General features: G+C 51.3%; 22 protein-coding genes and 8 pseudogenes. 25 read left to right on the top strand and 5 right to left on the bottom strand.

Annotation, left to right across the window (positions count from 1 at the left end; all coding sequences use genetic code 11):
• Positions 1-12 precede the first annotated feature (12 nt).
• Positions 13-165, bottom strand: a pseudogene (locus tag AABJ99_RS25090) (hypothetical protein); the annotation flags it as partial.
• 161 nt (positions 166-326) lie between these two features.
• Positions 327-501 (bottom strand): annotated as a pseudogene (locus tag AABJ99_RS25085) (hypothetical protein); the annotation flags it as partial.
• Positions 502-570: 69 nt separating this feature from the next.
• Here AABJ99_RS25085 and AABJ99_RS24205 point away from each other — a divergent pair.
• The 6 genes and pseudogenes from AABJ99_RS24205 to AABJ99_RS24180 all read left to right on the top strand — a co-directional run bounded on the left by AABJ99_RS24205 (position 571) and on the right by AABJ99_RS24180 (position 4,908).
• Entirely contained in the window at positions 571-777 is a 207-nt protein-coding gene (locus AABJ99_RS24205; protein ID WP_000547968.1) for a hypothetical protein, read from the top strand.
• Positions 778-802: 25 nt separating this feature from the next.
• Positions 803-1,342 carry a single-stranded DNA-binding protein gene (locus tag AABJ99_RS24200; protein ID WP_009426937.1) on the top strand — a complete coding sequence of 180 codons (540 nt, stop codon included), beginning with the start codon at positions 803-805 and terminating at the stop codon, positions 1,340-1,342.
• Between the two features lie 61 nt (positions 1,343-1,403).
• Complete coding sequence (locus tag AABJ99_RS24195; protein WP_000006030.1) at positions 1,404-1,637, top strand: DUF905 family protein; 234 nt, start codon at positions 1,404-1,406, stop codon at positions 1,635-1,637.
• A 64-nt stretch (positions 1,638-1,701) separates the two neighbouring features.
• Positions 1,702-3,660, top strand: coding sequence for a ParB/RepB/Spo0J family partition protein (locus AABJ99_RS24190; RefSeq protein WP_112030396.1), 1,959 nt, complete (start codon positions 1,702-1,704; stop codon positions 3,658-3,660).
• Positions 3,661-3,714: 54 nt separating this feature from the next.
• Entirely contained in the window at positions 3,715-4,149 is a 435-nt protein-coding gene (gene psiB, locus AABJ99_RS24185) for a conjugation system SOS inhibitor PsiB (RefSeq protein ID WP_032217500.1), read from the top strand.
• Positions 4,146-4,908 (top strand): annotated as a pseudogene (locus AABJ99_RS24180) (plasmid SOS inhibition protein A). Before psiB ends, AABJ99_RS24180 begins: the two are co-directional and overlap by 4 nt.
• Here the strand turns inward: AABJ99_RS24180 and AABJ99_RS24175 are convergent.
• Entirely contained in the window at positions 4,877-5,065 is a 189-nt protein-coding gene (locus AABJ99_RS24175; protein ID WP_001299721.1) for a hypothetical protein, read from the bottom strand. The pseudogene AABJ99_RS24180 and the gene AABJ99_RS24175 overlap by 32 nt on opposite strands.
• Before the next feature lie 21 nt (positions 5,066-5,086).
• Here AABJ99_RS24175 and mok point away from each other — a divergent pair.
• The 3 genes and pseudogenes from mok to AABJ99_RS24160 all read left to right on the top strand — a co-directional run.
• A pseudogene (gene mok, locus AABJ99_RS24170) lies at positions 5,087-5,236 on the top strand (plasmid maintenance protein Mok); the annotation flags it as partial.
• Positions 5,178-5,303, top strand: coding sequence for a type I toxin-antitoxin system Hok family toxin (locus tag AABJ99_RS24165; protein WP_001372321.1), 126 nt, complete (start codon positions 5,178-5,180; stop codon positions 5,301-5,303). The pseudogene mok and the gene AABJ99_RS24165, both read left to right, overlap by 59 nt.
• 219 nt (positions 5,304-5,522) lie before the next feature.
• Positions 5,523-5,753: a hypothetical protein gene (locus tag AABJ99_RS24160; RefSeq protein ID WP_112030398.1), complete on the top strand. Its 231-nt coding sequence runs from the start codon at positions 5,523-5,525 to the stop codon at positions 5,751-5,753.
• On the opposite strand, the pseudogene AABJ99_RS24155 reads toward AABJ99_RS24160, so the two are convergent.
• Positions 5,751-5,924 (bottom strand): annotated as a pseudogene (locus AABJ99_RS24155) (hypothetical protein); the annotation flags it as partial. The gene AABJ99_RS24160 and the pseudogene AABJ99_RS24155 overlap by 3 nt on opposite strands.
• A 69-nt stretch (positions 5,925-5,993) precedes the next feature.
• Between AABJ99_RS24155 and AABJ99_RS24150 the strand changes: the two are divergent.
• The 3 genes from AABJ99_RS24150 to AABJ99_RS24140 all read left to right on the top strand — a co-directional run bounded on the left by AABJ99_RS24150 (position 5,994) and on the right by AABJ99_RS24140 (position 7,451).
• Positions 5,994-6,200 (top strand): hypothetical protein, encoded by a 207-nt coding sequence (locus tag AABJ99_RS24150; protein ID WP_000547968.1) that lies wholly within the window; start codon positions 5,994-5,996, stop codon positions 6,198-6,200.
• A gap of 24 nt (positions 6,201-6,224) precedes the next feature.
• Positions 6,225-6,512: a hypothetical protein gene (locus AABJ99_RS24145; RefSeq protein WP_000107535.1), complete on the top strand. Its 288-nt coding sequence runs from the start codon at positions 6,225-6,227 to the stop codon at positions 6,510-6,512.
• 117 nt (positions 6,513-6,629) lie between these two features.
• Positions 6,630-7,451 carry a DUF932 domain-containing protein gene (locus AABJ99_RS24140; RefSeq protein WP_001234469.1) on the top strand — a complete coding sequence of 274 codons (822 nt, stop codon included), beginning with the start codon at positions 6,630-6,632 and terminating at the stop codon, positions 7,449-7,451.
• Between the two features lie 295 nt (positions 7,452-7,746).
• On the opposite strand, the gene AABJ99_RS24135 is transcribed toward AABJ99_RS24140, so the two are convergent.
• Positions 7,747-8,349, bottom strand: a complete 603-nt coding sequence (locus AABJ99_RS24135) for a transglycosylase SLT domain-containing protein (protein WP_112030399.1) — start codon at positions 8,347-8,349, stop codon at positions 7,747-7,749.
• 320 nt (positions 8,350-8,669) lie between these two features.
• Here AABJ99_RS24135 and traM point away from each other — a divergent pair, with 320 nt between their 5' ends.
• The 13 genes and pseudogenes from traM (at position 8,670) to traR (ending at position 15,854) form a co-directional block, all read left to right on the top strand.
• Positions 8,670-9,053, top strand: coding sequence for a conjugal transfer relaxosome DNA-binding protein TraM (traM, locus tag AABJ99_RS24130; RefSeq protein WP_001151524.1), 384 nt, complete (start codon positions 8,670-8,672; stop codon positions 9,051-9,053).
• Positions 9,054-9,239: 186 nt separating this feature from the next.
• Positions 9,240-9,929, top strand: a pseudogene (gene traJ, locus AABJ99_RS24125) (conjugal transfer transcriptional regulator TraJ).
• Positions 9,930-10,027: 98 nt separating this feature from the next.
• A complete protein-coding gene (gene traY / locus AABJ99_RS24120) occupies positions 10,028-10,423 on the top strand; it encodes a conjugal transfer relaxosome DNA-bindin protein TraY (RefSeq protein WP_001309237.1) in 396 nt (131 codons plus the stop codon).
• A 32-nt stretch (positions 10,424-10,455) separates the two neighbouring features.
• On the top strand, positions 10,456-10,821 hold the full coding sequence (traA, locus tag AABJ99_RS24115) for a type IV conjugative transfer system pilin TraA (RefSeq protein WP_000994779.1): 366 nt from the start codon (positions 10,456-10,458) through the stop codon (positions 10,819-10,821).
• Positions 10,822-10,835: 14 nt separating this feature from the next.
• Positions 10,836-11,147 carry a type IV conjugative transfer system protein TraL gene (traL, locus tag AABJ99_RS24110; RefSeq protein WP_000012106.1) on the top strand — a complete coding sequence of 104 codons (312 nt, stop codon included), beginning with the start codon at positions 10,836-10,838 and terminating at the stop codon, positions 11,145-11,147.
• A gap of 21 nt (positions 11,148-11,168) precedes the next feature.
• Positions 11,169-11,735, top strand: a complete 567-nt coding sequence (gene traE, locus AABJ99_RS24105) for a type IV conjugative transfer system protein TraE (protein WP_000399790.1) — start codon at positions 11,169-11,171, stop codon at positions 11,733-11,735.
• Positions 11,722-12,450 carry a type-F conjugative transfer system secretin TraK gene (gene traK / locus AABJ99_RS24100; RefSeq protein ID WP_237984613.1) on the top strand — a complete coding sequence of 243 codons (729 nt, stop codon included), beginning with the start codon at positions 11,722-11,724 and terminating at the stop codon, positions 12,448-12,450. Before traE ends, traK begins: the two co-directional genes overlap by 14 nt.
• On the top strand, positions 12,450-13,877 hold the full coding sequence (traB, locus tag AABJ99_RS24095) for an F-type conjugal transfer pilus assembly protein TraB (protein WP_112030400.1): 1,428 nt from the start codon (positions 12,450-12,452) through the stop codon (positions 13,875-13,877). Before traK ends, traB begins: the two co-directional genes overlap by 1 nt.
• A pseudogene (gene traP, locus AABJ99_RS24090) lies at positions 13,867-14,428 on the top strand (conjugal transfer pilus-stabilizing protein TraP). Before traB ends, traP begins: the two are co-directional and overlap by 11 nt.
• Positions 14,415-14,735 carry a conjugal transfer protein TrbD gene (locus tag AABJ99_RS24085; protein WP_237984614.1) on the top strand — a complete coding sequence of 107 codons (321 nt, stop codon included), beginning with the start codon at positions 14,415-14,417 and terminating at the stop codon, positions 14,733-14,735. The pseudogene traP and the gene AABJ99_RS24085 overlap by 14 nt, the downstream one beginning before the upstream one ends.
• Positions 14,728-14,986: pseudogene (gene trbG, locus AABJ99_RS24080) on the top strand (conjugal transfer protein TrbG). The gene AABJ99_RS24085 and the pseudogene trbG overlap by 8 nt, the downstream one beginning before the upstream one ends.
• Positions 14,983-15,498, top strand: coding sequence for a type IV conjugative transfer system lipoprotein TraV (gene traV / locus AABJ99_RS24075; RefSeq protein ID WP_096979322.1), 516 nt, complete (start codon positions 14,983-14,985; stop codon positions 15,496-15,498). The pseudogene trbG and the gene traV overlap by 4 nt, the downstream one beginning before the upstream one ends.
• 134 nt (positions 15,499-15,632) lie before the next feature.
• Complete coding sequence (gene traR, locus AABJ99_RS24070) at positions 15,633-15,854, top strand: conjugal transfer protein TraR (protein ID WP_112030438.1); 222 nt, start codon at positions 15,633-15,635, stop codon at positions 15,852-15,854.
• Positions 15,855-15,989 lie beyond the last annotated feature (135 nt).

Below are 15,989 nucleotides of genomic sequence, written 5' to 3'. Positions count from 1 at the left end.
AAGGGGCCGCGCTCACGCGCCGCCCCTTTCATTACGCGGACGTTCTGATGGGGGCTTCTGTTTCTTCATGCCTGTCATTTGTCTGTTACTGATGTTGTTGTTCCTGCTACTGCTACTGCTACTGCTACTGCTACTGCTCTTCTTTTTCCTGCTGCTCTGATTCTGACTACTGCAGTGTTGTCCCGTCTGCCGGGCGCACCTTCGGCTCCCGGCTGCCTGGCGGCATCCGGTCGTCAGGCCCGACTCCGACAGGCAGCTGCTGGCGCACCTGCCTGTCTCCGCCGAACCCGCTGGCGCGGTTTCGGGCTGTCGCTACGGTCCGATGCGTGAAAACCCCGGGCTTGCAGCGACCGTTCCGGTCGCGCCGCCTCTGTCGCGCCGTGGCCTGCGCTCCTGGCATCCTGGCAAAAGGCCGCCGGGATGTAAGGCGCAACGCCGTTTCGCAAACCGCGCTTCACGTCGTTGCGGCGGGTCCCTGCCCGTTGTTGTGTCCGGTGCCATTCACCTGTTTAAGCCCCTGTCGCCGGGGGCATAGACAGCCACAACCGTCTCCGCCAGTCCAGGGGTGAAATGCACATCCCGCAAAACTTTTTGCCCAGAAGCAGGCAAAAACTTTTGCGGTCTGCCCCCGGACAGTCGTTTCCGGCCGTGGCAGTGATGCCCCATGCGGCGAAGGTTCTCAAACAGGTGATGGTGAATACCGGAGGGAACAAAAGGCAGGTCCCCGCAAAACGTCAAAACCGCGGCTCCCGAAACTCAACAGATGATGGGGGCTGAAAACATCAACAGAAGGAGACACATCATGGCAGTTCGTGGAATTAACAAGGTCATTCTTGTCGGTCGTCTGGGAAAAGATCCGGAAGTCCGTTACATCCCCAACGGGGGCGCAGTGGCAAACCTGCAGGTGGCCACGTCAGAAAGCTGGCGTGACAAACAGACGGGGGAGATGCGGGAGCAGACAGAATGGCATCGCGTGGTGCTGTTCGGCAAGCTCGCGGAAGTGGCAGGTGAATATCTGCGCAAGGGCGCGCAGGTCTACATCGAGGGGCAACTCCGAACCCGTAGCTGGGAAGATAACGGTATCACCCGTTACGTCACCGAAATTCTTGTTAAGACCACGGGCACCATGCAGATGCTGGGACGTGCCGCAGGTGCTCAGACTCAGCCGGAAGAGGGGCAACAGTTCAGCGGTCAGCCTCAGCCGGAACCACAGGCGGAGGCCGGTACGAAAAAAGGTGGCGCAAAAACGAAAGGCCGTGGACGTAAGGCCGCGCAGCCGGAGCCTCAGCCGCAACCGCCGGAGGGTGACGATTACGGGTTTTCAGACGATATCCCGTTCTGAACGACTGACTGTGACAACGGCCCCGCCCCGTTCTGTACGGGGCATCACCGGAGAGATGAGGATGAGCGAATATTTCAGAATACTTCAGGGGCTGCCTGACGGCTCCTTTACCCGCGAACAGGCCGAAGCCGTTGCCGTACAGTACCGGAACGTCTTTATCGAGGATGATCACGGCGAACAGTTTCGCCTGGTTGTCCGTAATAACGGTGCAATGGTCTGGCGTACCTGGAATTTTGAGGACGGTGCCGGGTACTGGATGAACCATGTCATCCGTGATTTCGGGATTCTTAAGTAAGAGAGGTGCCGGACGGGGATCACGTCCGGCAGACATACAACCACCCCGGTCAAAGGAGAAATATATGTCAGTTACAGAGTCTAAGGTAAAAACGGAGCGTAAATCCAGCCGTAAACCTGCAAAAACGCAGGAAACAGTCCTGTCGGCCCTGCTGGCGGAGACGGCTGAAGTGAGCGTGCCGCTGGCCTCGCTGATTAAGTCACCACTGAATGTGCGCACGGTGCCGTATTCTGCGGAGTCCGTCAGCGAACTGGCGGACTCCATTAAAGGTGTCGGCCTGTTGCAGAATCTGGTTGTTCATGCCCTGCCAGGTGACCGTTACGGTGTCGCCGCAGGCGGTCGCCGACTGGCAGCACTCAACATGCTGGCAGAGCGCAACATCCTTCCGGCTGACTGGCTTGTACGCGTGAAGGTCATTCCGCAGGAGCTGGCGACTGCCGCATCGATGACCGAGAACGGTCAGCGTCGGGATATGCACCCTGCCGAACAGATTGCCGGATTCCGCGCAATGGTGCAGGAAGGCAAAACACCGGCACAAATCGGTGATTTGCTTGGTTATTCGCCCCGCCACGTTCAGCGAATGCTGAAACTGGCTGACCTTGCCCCGGTTATCCTCGATGCGCTGGCAGAAGACCGCATCACCACCGAACACTGTCAGGCGCTGGCGCTGGAGAACGACACCGCGCGTCAGGTGCAGGTGTTTGAAGCCGCCTGCCAGTCGGGATGGGGCGGTAAACCGGAAGTACAGACCATTCGTCGTCTGGTGACCGAAAGTGAAGTGGCGGTGGCGGGGAACAGTAAATTCCGCTTTGTGGGGGCTGATGCCTTCTCGCCAGATGAACTGCGCACCGATTTGTTCAGCGACGACGAGGGTGGCTATGTGGACTGTGTTGCGCTCGATGCCGCCCTGCTGGAAAAACTCCAGGCTGTTGCTGAACACCTTCGGGAAGCCGAAGGCTGGGAATGGTGCGCCGGACGCATGGAGCCTGTCGGTTTCTGCCGTGAGGATGCCGGAACATACCGCAGTCTGCCGGAGCCGGAAGCGGTGCTGACGGAGGCAGAAGAAGAACGCCTGAACGAACTGATGGCACGTTACGACGCGCTGGAAAACCAGTGTGAGGAATCTGACCTGCTGGAAGCAGAAATGAAGCTGATTGACTGCATGGCGAAGGTCAGGGCGTGGACGCCGGAGATGCGTGCCGGAAGTGGCGTGGTGGTGTCCTGGCGTTATGGAAACGTATGTGTCCAGCGTGGTGTGCAGTTACGCAGTGAGGATGATGCGGCTGACGACGCTGACCGCACGGAACAGGTGCAGGAGAAAGCCTCCGTGGAGGAAATCAGTCTGCCACTGCTGACGAAAATGTCTTCCGAACGCACGCTGGCAGTCCAGGCGGCACTGATGCAGCAACCGGACAAATCCCTGACACTGCTGGCATGGACGCTCTGTCTGAATGTGTTTGGCAGCGGGGCGTACAGTAAACCAGTACAAATCAGCCTGGAATGTGAACATTATTCGCTGACCAGCGATGCACCATCGGGGAAGGAAGGTGCCGCATTCATGGCGCTGATGGCAGAAAAAGCCCGTCTTGCTGCCCTGTTACCGGAGGGATGGTCACGGGACATGACGACATTCCTGTCACTCAGTCAGGAGGTGCTGTTATCCCTGCTCAGTTTCTGCACCGCATGCAGCCTTAACGGTGTTCAGACCCGTGAGTATGGTCACACGTCACGCAGTCCGCTGGATTCGCTGGAAAGCGCCATTGGCTTTCACATGCGCGACTGGTGGCAGCCGACAAAAGCAAACTTCTTCGGACACCTGAAAAAGCCGCAGATTATCGCAGCCCTGAATGAGGCAGGACTGTCCGGTGCTGCACGGGACGCGGAGAAGATGAAGAAAGGCGATGCGGCTGAACATGCAGAGCACCATATGAAAGACAACCGCTGGGTGCCTGGCTGGATGTGTGCACCACGCCCACAGACGGATGCCACTGAACGCACCGATAACCTGGCTGATGCCGCCTGATGAACAACTACACCGCCCCGCCGGAGACGGGGCGGCAGCAAGGGAGATACCGTGATGAAAACTGAACTGACCCTGAATGTATTACAGACCATGAACACACAGGAATATGAAGATATCCGGGCTGCCGGAAGTGATGAACGCCGTGAGCTGACACACGCCGTGATGCGGGAGCTGGATGCGCCGGACAACTGGACGATGAACGGCGAGTACGGCAGCGAGTTTGGCGGATTTTTCCCCGTCCAGGTCCGTTTCACGCCTGCCCACGAACGTTTTCACCTGGCGTTATGTTCACCGGGCGATGTCTCTCAGGTCTGGGTGCTGGTTCTGGTGAATGCCGGTGGTGAGCCGTTTGCGGTGGTTCAGGTACAGCGGCGGTTTGCACCGGAAGCCGTCAGCCATTCACTGGCACTGGCGGCGTCACTGGACGCGCAGGGGTACAGCGTCAGTGACATCATCCATATCCTGATGGCGGAAGGAGGTCAGGCATGAGCGCACGTTCACAGGCACTGGTTCCTCTCAGCACAGAGCAACAGGCCGCATGGCGGGCGGTGGCGGAGACCGAAAAACGCCGCCATCAGGGTAACACGCTGGCTGAATATCCGTATGCGGGGGCGTTTTTCCGCTGTCTGAACGGAAGCCGCAGGATATCGCTGTCTGACCTGCGATCTTTCATGCCGTCCCTGACCGCAGAAGAACTGCACGGCAACCGTCTTCAGTGGCTGTATGCCATCGATGTGCTGATTGAAACACAGGGCGAGGTCTGCCTCCTTCCCCTTCCCGGTGATGCAGCAGAGCGCTTGTTCCCGTCGGTGCGGTTTCGTGTCAGGGAACGCAGTCGCCATAAATCCGCGCTGGTCATGCAGAAGTACAGCCGCCAGCAGGCGAGGGAGGCAGAGCAGAAAGCCCGTGCGTACCAGGCGCTGGTCGCTCAGGCTGAAATCGAACTGGCATTCCATTCGCCGGAAACAGTCGGAAGCTGGCATGCACGCTGGAGTGACCGGGTGGCAGAGCATGACCTGGAAACCCTGTTCTGGCAGTGGGGCGAGCGTTTTCCGTCACTGGCCGGAATGGAACGCTGGCAGTGGCAGGATATGCCGTTCTGGCAGGTTATTGCGGAAGCCAGTCTTGCAGCAAGAGAGGCCGGTCACGCTGTCCGTGAGATGGAGCGGTGGATGGTGCCGAACAAACTCCGGGAGGCAGCGTGATGCGGCAACAATCACACGGATTTCCCGTGAACGGTCTGAATGAGCGGATTATTTTCAGGGAAAGTGAGTGTGGTCAGCGTGCAGGTATATGGGCTATGATGTGCCCGGCGCTTGAGGCTTTCTGCCTCATGACGTGAAGGTGGTTTGTTGCCGTGTTGTGTGGCAGAAAGAAGATAGCCCCGTAGTAAGTTAATTTTCATTAACCACCACGAGGCATCCCTATGTCTAGTCCACATCAGGATAGCCTCTTACCGCGCTTTGCGCAAGGAGAAGAAGGCCATGAAACTACCACGAAGTTCCCTTGTCTGGTGTGTGTTGATCGTGTGTCTCACACTGTTGATATTCACTTATCTGACACGAAAATCGCTGTGCGAGATTCGTTACAGAGACGGACACAGGGAGGTGGCGGCTTTCATGGCTTACGAATCCGGTAAGTAGCAACCTGGAGGCGGGCGCAGGCCCGCCTTTTCAGGACTGATGCTGGTCTGACTACTGAAGCGCCTTTATAAAGGGGCTGCTGGTTCGCCGGTAGCCCCTTTCTCCTTGCTGATGTTGTACGGGCATGAACAACCTGACTTCAGGAAGGTCGTTTCCCTTCAGGAACGGGGATGAACGCGCGCCTGCGGCGCCCGTTCTTTTCCCCCGCCTTCTCTGGTTATGGCCTGTCAGAAATCACATCACCTTCCCTGTGATTATTCTCTTTTTCTTTCTGCTCTGATTCTGACTACTGCAGTGTTGTCCTGTCTGCCGGGCGCACCTTCGGCTCCCGGCTGCCTGGCGGCATCCGGTCGTCAGGCCCGACTCCGACAGGCAGCTGCTGGCGCACCTGCCTGTCTCCGCCGAACCCGCTGGCGCGGTTTCGGGCTGTCGCTACGGTCCGATGCGTGAAAACCCCGGGCTTGCAGCGACCGTTCCGGTCGCGCCGCCTCTGTCGCGCCGTGGCCTGCGCTCCTGGCATCCTGGCAAAAGGCCGCCGGGATGTAAGGCGCAACGCCGTTTCGCAAACCGCGCTTCACGTCGTTGCGGCGGGTCCCTGCCCGTTGTTGTGTCCGGTGCCATTCACCTGTTTAAGCCCCTGTCGCCGGGGGCATAGACAGCCACAACCGTCTCCGCCAGTCCAGGGGTGAAATGCACATCCCGCAAAACTTTTTGCCCAGAAGCAGGCAAAAACTTTTGCGGTCTGCCCCCGGACAGTCGTTTCCGGCCGTGGCAGTGATGCCCCATGCGGCGAAGGTTCTCAAACAGGTGATGGTGAATACCGGAGGGAACAAAAGGCAGGTCCCCGCAAAACGTCAAAACCGCGGCTCCCGAAACTCAACAGATGATGGGGGCTGAAAACCAGAGAGAGGAGAAAGCAGGATGAGTACCCGAAATATCCACGTTAACACCGCGTCGTACACGCTTCTTGTTGCCGGGAAGAAAAAAAACACCGGGGAAGAGTGGGACGTCCTGGAATTCAGCAGCCTGACTGAGCTGAAAAAATATCGCAAAAGCCACCCGGAAAAGATGGCCTTCAGTTATAGCTACGCGCTCAGTCAGGGTGTGGATAAGCAGTTCCGCCATATCAACATTGCGGAAGCCGATCACTTCAAACAGTTCCTGCGTCAGATTAAGCGTGCCGGCCTCGATATCCGGGCGATCTGCTGACCGGATGTGATGAATATCCCTCCTGATTGTTGCAATCTTGTTAATGGAGATCGGGGGGATGATATTAAGCGGAAAAATTTTTTATTAAATTTATTCTTTCATAAAGGAGTAGCTGTTATGCGATTAGCTTCCCGTTTTGGTCGGTATAATTCCATCCGCCGTGAACGTCCTTTAACGGATGATGAATTAATGCAGTTCGTGCCTTCGGTATTTTCCGGTGATAAACATGAGTCCCGGAGTGAACGTTATACGTATATTCCAACAATCAATATCATCAATAAGTTACGTGATGAAGGTTTCCAGCCATTCTTTGCCTGTCAGAGTCGGGTTCGTGATTTGGGACGTCGCGAATACAGTAAACATATGTTACGTCTTCGCAGGGAAGGGCATATTAACGGACAGGAAGTTCCTGAAATTATCCTGCTTAATTCACATGATGGTTCATCCAGTTATCAGATGATCCCCGGAATTTTTCGTTTTGTCTGCACAAATGGCCTGGTGTGCGGAAATAATTTTGGCGAAATCCGCGTTCCACATAAAGGTGATATTGTCGGGCAGGTTATCGAGGGAGCGTATGAAGTGCTCGGTGTCTTTGATAAGGTCACTGATAATATGGAGGCGATGAAAGAAATTCATCTTAACAGTGACGAGCAACATTTATTTGGCAGAGCTGCACTGATGGTCAGGTATGAAGATGAAAATAAAACGCCAGTGACACCTGAACAGATAATTACTCCCCGTCGTCGGGAAGACAAACAGAACGATCTCTGGACAACCTGGCAGCGGGTTCAGGAGAATATGATAAAAGGTGGATTATCGGGGCGAAGTGCCTCCGGGAAAAATACCAGGACAAGAGCCATTACAGGTATTGATGGTGATATAAGAATCAACAAGGCGTTATGGGTGATTGCCGAACAGTTCAGAAAGTGGAAGTCATGATAATATAAGTAAAGCCCCGAAAAAATTTTCGGGGCTTTACTTATATTATCATTTTTCGGCATTGCTGTGTCGTCTGATATACCTCAATTTCATCAACCGGCTTTCCGGTTGTCTGTAAATATTGTGCCCGCGAAAAATGGTCTGGCAGGAGGCTGCGCAGTTACCGGGTATATATAAGATGGGTTCCCGCTTCGCGGGGCTTCGGCCAGTCAGTATTGTCACTCATATGATATTTTGTGTGTGGCCTTCCATGCCGCTTTTGCGGCATAACCGGTATCTGACAATGTCTGTAAGATTAATTGTTCTGCACGCTGTTAATTTCCTGAAGTGATTTCTTCGTGGCCGGAAGCCGGATACCTTTACTGCTTTTTATCCCGGTATAAATCCAGTAAACATCTGATGCGTAGGCAAGACGTCTCTGGTTCTGGCGTTCGGTTTTCCTGAATCCGGCATTGTATGCACCAACGGCCTCCCAGGTGACGCCCCATTTTTTAAATGCTATTGCCAGATAATAAGCACCGGTATAAATGTTCATGCAGGGATCTGTTGTCAGATGTTCTGGCTTAATTCCGTAGCGGGCCAGTTCATTAAAATGCTGGGAATCTACCTGCATCAGTCCGCTGCCATATCCCGTTACCGGATTAATACCGATGGCATTAACCCGGTAACGGGATTCTTGCCATGATATTGCTCTCAGTAAATCAGGATCTATTTTGTAATCCCGGCCTGCAAGATCAAAGCAATCAGTGGCCTGGCAGATCTCATTTATAAACATCAGGCAGATGGCTAACATCCATTTTTTCATTTTTCCACCTCTGGTGACTTTATCCGTAAATAATTTAACCCACTCCACAAAAAGGCTCAACAGGTTGGTGGTTCTCACCACCAAAAGCACCACACCCCACGCAAAAACAAGTTTTTGCTGATTTTTCTTTATAAATATAGAGTTATGAAAAATTAGTTTCTCTCACTCTCTTTATGATATTTAGAAAAGCGGTGTCGGCGCGGCTATAACAACGCTCCGACACCGCTTTGTAGGGGTGGTACTGACTATTTTTATAAAAAACATTATTTTATATTAGGGGTGCTGCTAGCGGCGCGGTGTGTTTTTTTATAGGATACAGCTAGGGGCGCTGCTAGCGGTGCGTCCCTGTTTGCATTATGAATTTTAGTGTTTCGAAATTAACTTTATTTTATGTTCAAAAAAGGTAATCTCTAATGGCTAAGGTGAACCTGTATATCAGCAATGATGCCTATGAAAAAATAAATGCGATTATTGAGAAGCGTCGACAGGAAGGGGCAAGAGAAAAAGATGTCAGTTTTTCAGCAACAGCTTCAATGCTTCTTGAACTGGGGCTTCGTGTACATGAGGCTCAGATGGAGCGTAAAGAGTCTGCATTTAATCAGACTGAGTTTAATAAATTGCTTCTTGAATGCGTTGTAAAAACACAATCATCAGTAGCGAAAATTTTGGGTATTGAGTCTCTCAGTCCTCATGTCTCCGGAAATCCAAAGTTTGAATATGCCAATATGGTTGAAGATATCAGGGAGAAGGTATCATCTGAGATGGAACGATTTTTTCCAAAAAATGATGATGAATAAAAGAAATTTGACTTCGTTCAAATATCAGAGTTTTTATGATTTAAAAAGGTGACAGTACGAAAGATAATTAGTATATTAATTACGTGGTTAATGCCACGTTAAAATTTGAAATTGAAAATCGCCGATGCAGGGAGACGTGAACTCCCTGCATCGACTGTCCATAGAATCCTTTGTGAGGAGGTTCCTATGTATCCGATGGATCGTATTCAACAAAAACATGCTCGTCAAATAGATCTGCTGGAAAATCTGACGGCAGTTATTCAGGATTATCCAAATCCAGCCTGTATCAGGGACGAAACTTGAAAATTTATTTTTTGCAATACGCTGTTTCATGAGTCATTTCTTACACAAGATCAAAGTGCTGAAAAATGGCTTCTGTCGCAGAGAGATTTTTGTGAATTGATCTCTGTCACAGAGATGGAAGCATACAGGAATGAGCATACGCATCTTAATCTTGTAGAGGATGTTTTTATTCAGAACAGATTCTGGACAATATCTGTCCAGTCATTTCTTAATGGACACAGAAATATTATTCTGTGGCAATTTTATGATGCTGCTCATGTTCGTCATAAAGACAGTTATAATCAAAAAACGATTGTCAGTGATGATATCAGAAATATAATCAGAAGAATGAGTGATGATTCTTCTGTATCATCATATGTAAATGATGTCTTTTACTTATATAGCACCGGAATCAGTCATAATGCTATAGCAAGAATATTAAATATATCCATCTCCACATCAAAGAAACACGCATCTCTGATATGCGACTACTTCTCTGTTTCTAATAAAGATGAGTTAATCATCTTACTCTACAATAAAAAGTTTATTTATTATTTATACGAGAAGGCTATGTGTATCATAAATACGCGTTAATAAAGTGTTAATAAAATATAGACTTTCCGTCTATTTACCTTTTCTGATTATTCTGCAAACATAAGTTGTAACCAGAAGATAAACAGCGGGAGGTGTTATTGAAAAGATTTGGTACACGTTCTGCAACAGGTAAGATGGTAAAACTAAAATTACCTGTAGATGTGGAAAGTCTATTAATTGAGGCAAGTAACAGAAGCGGAAGAAGTCGATCGTTTGAGGCAGTAATAAGACTTAAAGATCATCTTCACCGCTATCCAAAGTTTAACAGGGCAGGGAATATCTATGGTAAGTCGCTGGTTAAGTATCTGACAATGCGTCTGGATGATGAAACTAACCAGCTACTTATTGCAGCCAAAAATCGTAGTGGATGGTGTAAAACAGATGAGGCTGCAGACAGAGTTATTGATCATTTGATCAAGTTTCCTGATTTTTATAACTCGGAGATATTCAGGGAGGCAGATAAAGAGGAAGATATAACATTTAATACACTCTAGTTTTATTCATTTATCCGAAATTGAGGTAACTTATGAATGCTGTTTTAAGTGTTCAGGGTGCTTCTGCGCCCGTCAAAAAGAAGTCGTTTTTTTCTAAATTCACTCGTCTGAATATGCTTCGCCTGGCTCGCGCTGTGATCCCGGCTGCTGTTCTGATGATGTTCTTCCCGCAACTGGCGATGGCCGCTGGCAGCAGTGGTCAGGACCTGATGGCAAGTGGTAACACCACGGTTAAGGCGACCTTCGGTAAGGACTCCAGTGTTGTTAAATGGGTTGTTCTGGCTGAAGTTCTGGTCGGTGCGGTCATGTACATGATGACCAAAAACGTCAAGTTCCTGGCCGGTTTTGCCATCATCTCTGTATTTATTGCTGTGGGTATGGCCGTCGTTGGCCTCTGACAGGAAATAAAACGATGTCGGGAGACGAGAATAAACTTAAGAAATATCGTTTCCCGGAAACACTGACCAACCAGAGCCGCTGGTTTGGCCTGCCACTGGATGAACTGATCCCCGCAGCAATCTGTATTGGCTGGGGTATCACAACATCGAAATATCTGTTCGGTATTGGTGCAGCGGTTCTGGTTTATTTCGGGATTAAAAAACTGAAAAAAGGGCGGGGCAGTTCCTGGTTACGTGACCTGATTTACTGGTATATGCCAACAGCCCTGCTGCGCGGTATTTTTCATAATGTTCCCGATTCGTGTTTCCGGCAGTGGATTAAATAGAACTGATACCAGGATTGTTATATGGAACACGGTGCCCGTTTAAGTACCAGTCGTGTAATGGCCATCGCCTTTATATTTATGTCAGTGCTTATTGTTCTCAGCCTCTCTGTTAACGTCATTCAGGGGGTGAATAACTACCGTCTTCAGAATGAGCAACGCACTGCCGTGACGCCAATGGCATTTAATGCCCCCTTTGCCGTGTCACAGAACAGTGCCGATGCCTCTTATTTACAGCAGATGGCGCTGTCATTTATTGCCCTCCGTCTGAATGTTTCATCAGAAACCGCCGATGCCTCACATCAGGCGCTTCTGCAATATATCCGCCCGGGCGCACAGAACCAGATGAAAGTTATTCTGGCTGAAGAAGCGAAGCGTATTAAAAACGATAACGTGAACTCAGCCTTTTTCCAGACCAGTGTTCGTGTCTGGCCTCAGTATGGCCGTGTGGAAATTCGTGGTGTGCTTAAAACCTGGATTGGTGATTCAAAACCTTTCACTGATATCAAACATTACATCCTTATTCTGAAGCGGGAAAACGGGGTGACCTGGCTGGATAATTTCGGGGAAACAGACGATGAGAAAAAATAATACGGCAATAATATTCGGCAGCCTGTTTTTTTCCTGCAGCGTGATGGCCGCAAACGGTACGCTGGCCCCCACCGTGGTGCCAATGGTGAACGGTGGTCAGGCCAGTATTGCCATCAGCAATACCAGCCCGAATCTGTTTACCGTTCCCGGTGACCGGATTATCGCCGTGAACTGTCTGGATGGTGCCCTGACCAATAATGAGCAGACCGCCTCCGGCGGTGTGGTGGTTGCCACCGTCAACAAAAAGCCCTTTACGTTCATTCTGGAAACAGAACGTGGTCTGAATCTTTCCATTCAGGCCGTTCCCCGTGAAGGCGCGGGGCGTACCATTCAGCTGGTCAGTGACCTGCGCGGAACCGGAGAAGAAGCCGGTGCGTGGGAAACGTCCACGCCTTACGAATCCCTGCTTGTGATCATCAGCCAGGCCGTCCGTGGCGGAAAATTACCCGCAGGCTGGTATCAGGTCCCGGTGACAAAGGAAACCCTGCAGGCCCCGGCGGGGCTGTCTTCAGTGGCAGATGCCGTATGGACGGGGAATCACCTGAAGATGGTCCGCTTTGCCGTGGAAAATAAAACGCTGTCTGCCCTGAATATCCGGGAAAGTGACTTCTGGCAGCCGGGAACCCGTGCCGTGATGTTCAGCCAGCCTGCCAGCCAGTTACTGGCAGGTGCGCGCATGGATGTGTATGTCATCCGTGACGGGGAGGGCAACTGATGGCTAGTATCAATACCATTGTGAAACGCAAGCAGTACCTGTGGCTGGGGATTGTGGTTGTCGGTACAGCCTCCGCGATTGGTGGGGCACTGTATCTGTCTGATGTGGACATGTCCGGTAACGGTGAAACCGTGGCTGAACAGGAGCCTGTGCCGGATATGACCGGTGTGGTGGATACGACCTTTGATGACAAGGTGCGTCAGCATGCCACCACAGAGATGCAGGTGACGGCAGCGCAGATGCAGAAGCAGTATGAGGAAATCCGTCGTGAGCTGGATGTTCTGAACAAACAGCGCGGTGATGACCAGCGTCGTATTGAAAAGCTGGGACAGGACAATGCCGCCCTGGCAGAGCAGGTAAAAGCCCTGGGTGCTAATCCCGTCACGGCGACCGGTGAGCCTGTACCGCAGATGCCTGCCTCACCGCCCGGCCCGGAAGGCGAACCACAGCCAGGAAACACCCCCGTATCCTTCCCGCCGCAGGGCAGCGTTGCTGTTCCACCGCCGACGGCATTTTATCCCGGGAATGGTGTCACGCCACCACCACAGGTGACGTACCAGTCTGTGCCGGTGCCTAACCGGATACAGCGTAAGGTGTTTACCCGTAATGAGGGAAAACAGGGACCATCGCTGCCGTACATTCCGTCAGGAAGTTTTGCGAAAGCCATGCTGATTGAAGGGGCGGATGCCAATGCCTCAGTCACCGGTAATGAATCCACGGTGCCGATGCAACTGCGTATCACCGGCCTGGTGGAAATGCCGAACAGCAAGACGTATGACGCAACGGGATGTTTTGTGGGTCTGGAAGCCTGGGGGGATGTGTCCAGTGAGCGTGCCATTGTTCGCACCCGCAATATCAGCTGCCTGAAGAATGGCAAAACCATTGATATGCCGATTAAGGGGCATGTCAGCTTCCGGGGCAAAAACGGTATCAAGGGCGAAGTGGTGATGCGTAACGGCAAAATCCTCGGTTGGGCATGGGGTGCGGGATTTGTTGACGGTATTGGTCAGGGAATGGAGCGTGCCTCCCAGCCGGCTGTCGGGCTGGGGGCCACTGCCGCTTACGGGGCCGGCGATGTCCTTAAAATGGGTATCGGTGGCGGTGCATCGAAAGCGGCACAGACGCTCAGTGACTACTACATCAAACGTGCCGAACAGTATCACCCGGTGATACCGATTGGTGCGGGCAATGAAGTGACCGTGGTGTTCCAGGACGGCTTCCAGCTGAAAACCGTGGAAGAGATGGCGCTGGAACGCACGCAGAACAGAGCGGAAGAGGAGAATCCGGAAAGTCCGGTTCCTGTTCCGCCATCAGCTGAAAGTCATCTTAACGGCTTTAATACTGACCAGATGCTGAAGCAGCTGGGCAACCTGAATCCGCAGCAGTTTATGTCCGGCAGCCAGGGAGGGGGCAACGATGGCAAATAATATGTCGTCCCGTCAGGCGTGCCATGCCGCCCGGTATGTTGTCGCCCGGGTTCTGCGAGGACTGTTCTGGTGTTTGCAGTACACCGTCATTCTTCCACTGGCCACAATGGCCCTGATGGCTCTGTTTGTTTTATGGAAGGACAACACCACGCCGGGGAAATTACTGGTTAAGGAGATTAACTTCGTAAGACAAACAGCACCTGCCGGACAGTTCCCGGTCAGTGAATGCTGGTTTTCTTCCTCTGATTCTTCAGGCAGATCAGAGATACAGGATATCTGCCATTACCGCGCGGCTGATGCTGCAGATTATGTCAGGGAAACTGACCGGTCACTGATGCAACTGGTTACCGCATTATGGACAACACTGGCATTGATGTATGTCTCGCTGGCAGCGATCACCGGGAAATATCCGGGTGGTAACCGCAGATGAACGTCTGGCGGAAGTTTATACGGAAGATGCTTCCCTGCCGGAAAAAATCAGGAAATGCCCTGTTTATTTTCCTGATGACAGAACAAACAGAAACAACGGAGATAAAAATGAACATGCGTAATATTAATGTTATTACTGCCTGCTCTGTACCGGATAAAAGCGTATCAGATGATTTTATGCATGCTGTTCTCAGTAACTGCACCACAAGAATCGTACTTCCTGCACCGAAGGAATTCAGTTCTGAATCATTGCCGCACAATTTTAATATAGCTGCTGTCGGTGTGATGAAGAAGGGTATGTCGATGAGCTTATTTTCTTCTCCGGGGCATATTGTGGTTGCCGGACAATCCGGTGGCGGAAAATCTGTTCCGGTGAAAGAACTAATCGACAGAATTATTCAGAAATATAAGGAACTCCTTGATGAATAAGCTGGTTTCTGATGGCAGCGCCAAAAAAATAAATTATCCGGTGCTGTATGAGTCCGGAATAACACCTCCGTTATGTGAAGTCAGTGCACCAGAACCTGATGCGGGGGGGGGGGGGGGAACGCATTGTGGCATATATTTATAAATCATCACGGAATACGGTTTTTGAAAATCCTGACATTGTAAAAACCTGTACGGTCAGGGATTTGAAGAATGATTTTGTGAACTTCGATGAGAAAGGTGAGGGACAATGAAACAGATTTCTTTATTTATTCCTCTGCTGGGGACCTTATTACTTTCCGGATGTGCTGGAACCAGTACGGAATTTGAGTGTAACGCCACCACATCCGATACCTGTATGACGATGGAGCAGGCCAATGAGAAGGCCAAAAAACTGGAGCAGCCCTCAGAAGCAAAGCCGGTTGCGGCATCACTGCCGCGCCTGGCTGAAGGGAACTTCCGGACAATGCCGGTGCAGACCGTCACCGCGACCACTCCGTCCGGCAGCAGACCTGCGGTGACGGCACTTCCGGAGCAGAAACTGTTGGCACCACGCCCGCTGTTTACCGCTGCCCGGGAAGTGAAAACGGTTGTTCCGGTCAGTTCAGTTACGCCGGTAACACCTCCCCGTCCGCTAAGAACGGGTGAGCAGACGGCAGCATTATGGATAGCGCCTTATATTGATAACCAGGATGTTTATCATCAGCCATCCAGCGTGTTTTTTGTTATTAAACCGTCTGCGTGGGGAAAACCACGTATTAATTAACTGGCCCTGAAGTTGTATATCAGCCGGTAATGCCGGCGGGCTTTCTGTATTCAAAATCTGCCTGTAAAACGAGTGCCCTGTGCGTGAAAAGGGATGGGCGGTAGCGTGTCAGAACATGTCGGGAGGAATATTCCGTGAGTGATGAAGTCGATGAAGCATATTCAGTGACAGAACAACTGACCATGACAGGAATAAACCGGATACGCCAGAAAATAAATGCTCATGGTATTCCTGTTTATCTCTGTGAAGCATGCGGAAATCCTATTCCGGAAGCCCGGCGGGAAATATTTCCCGGTGTGACGTTGTGCGTTGAATGTCAGGCGTATCAGGAGAGACAGAGAAAACATTATGCATAAGTCAGTCGCAGAACATATTGATTTAATTCCGGATGAACATGAGTGGATATTCAGAAAACAGAAATCTTTGTATATGCGCCGGGAAATGGCGCGTTAATTACAGGTATTCCCTTCATGGCTACCGCATTTCTCGCT

Source organism: Escherichia coli, from assembly GCF_036503815.1.
Taxonomy (GTDB): Bacteria; Pseudomonadota; Gammaproteobacteria; order Enterobacterales; family Enterobacteriaceae; genus Escherichia; species Escherichia coli_F.
This window is presented reverse-complemented; position numbering and strand designations above follow the sequence as displayed.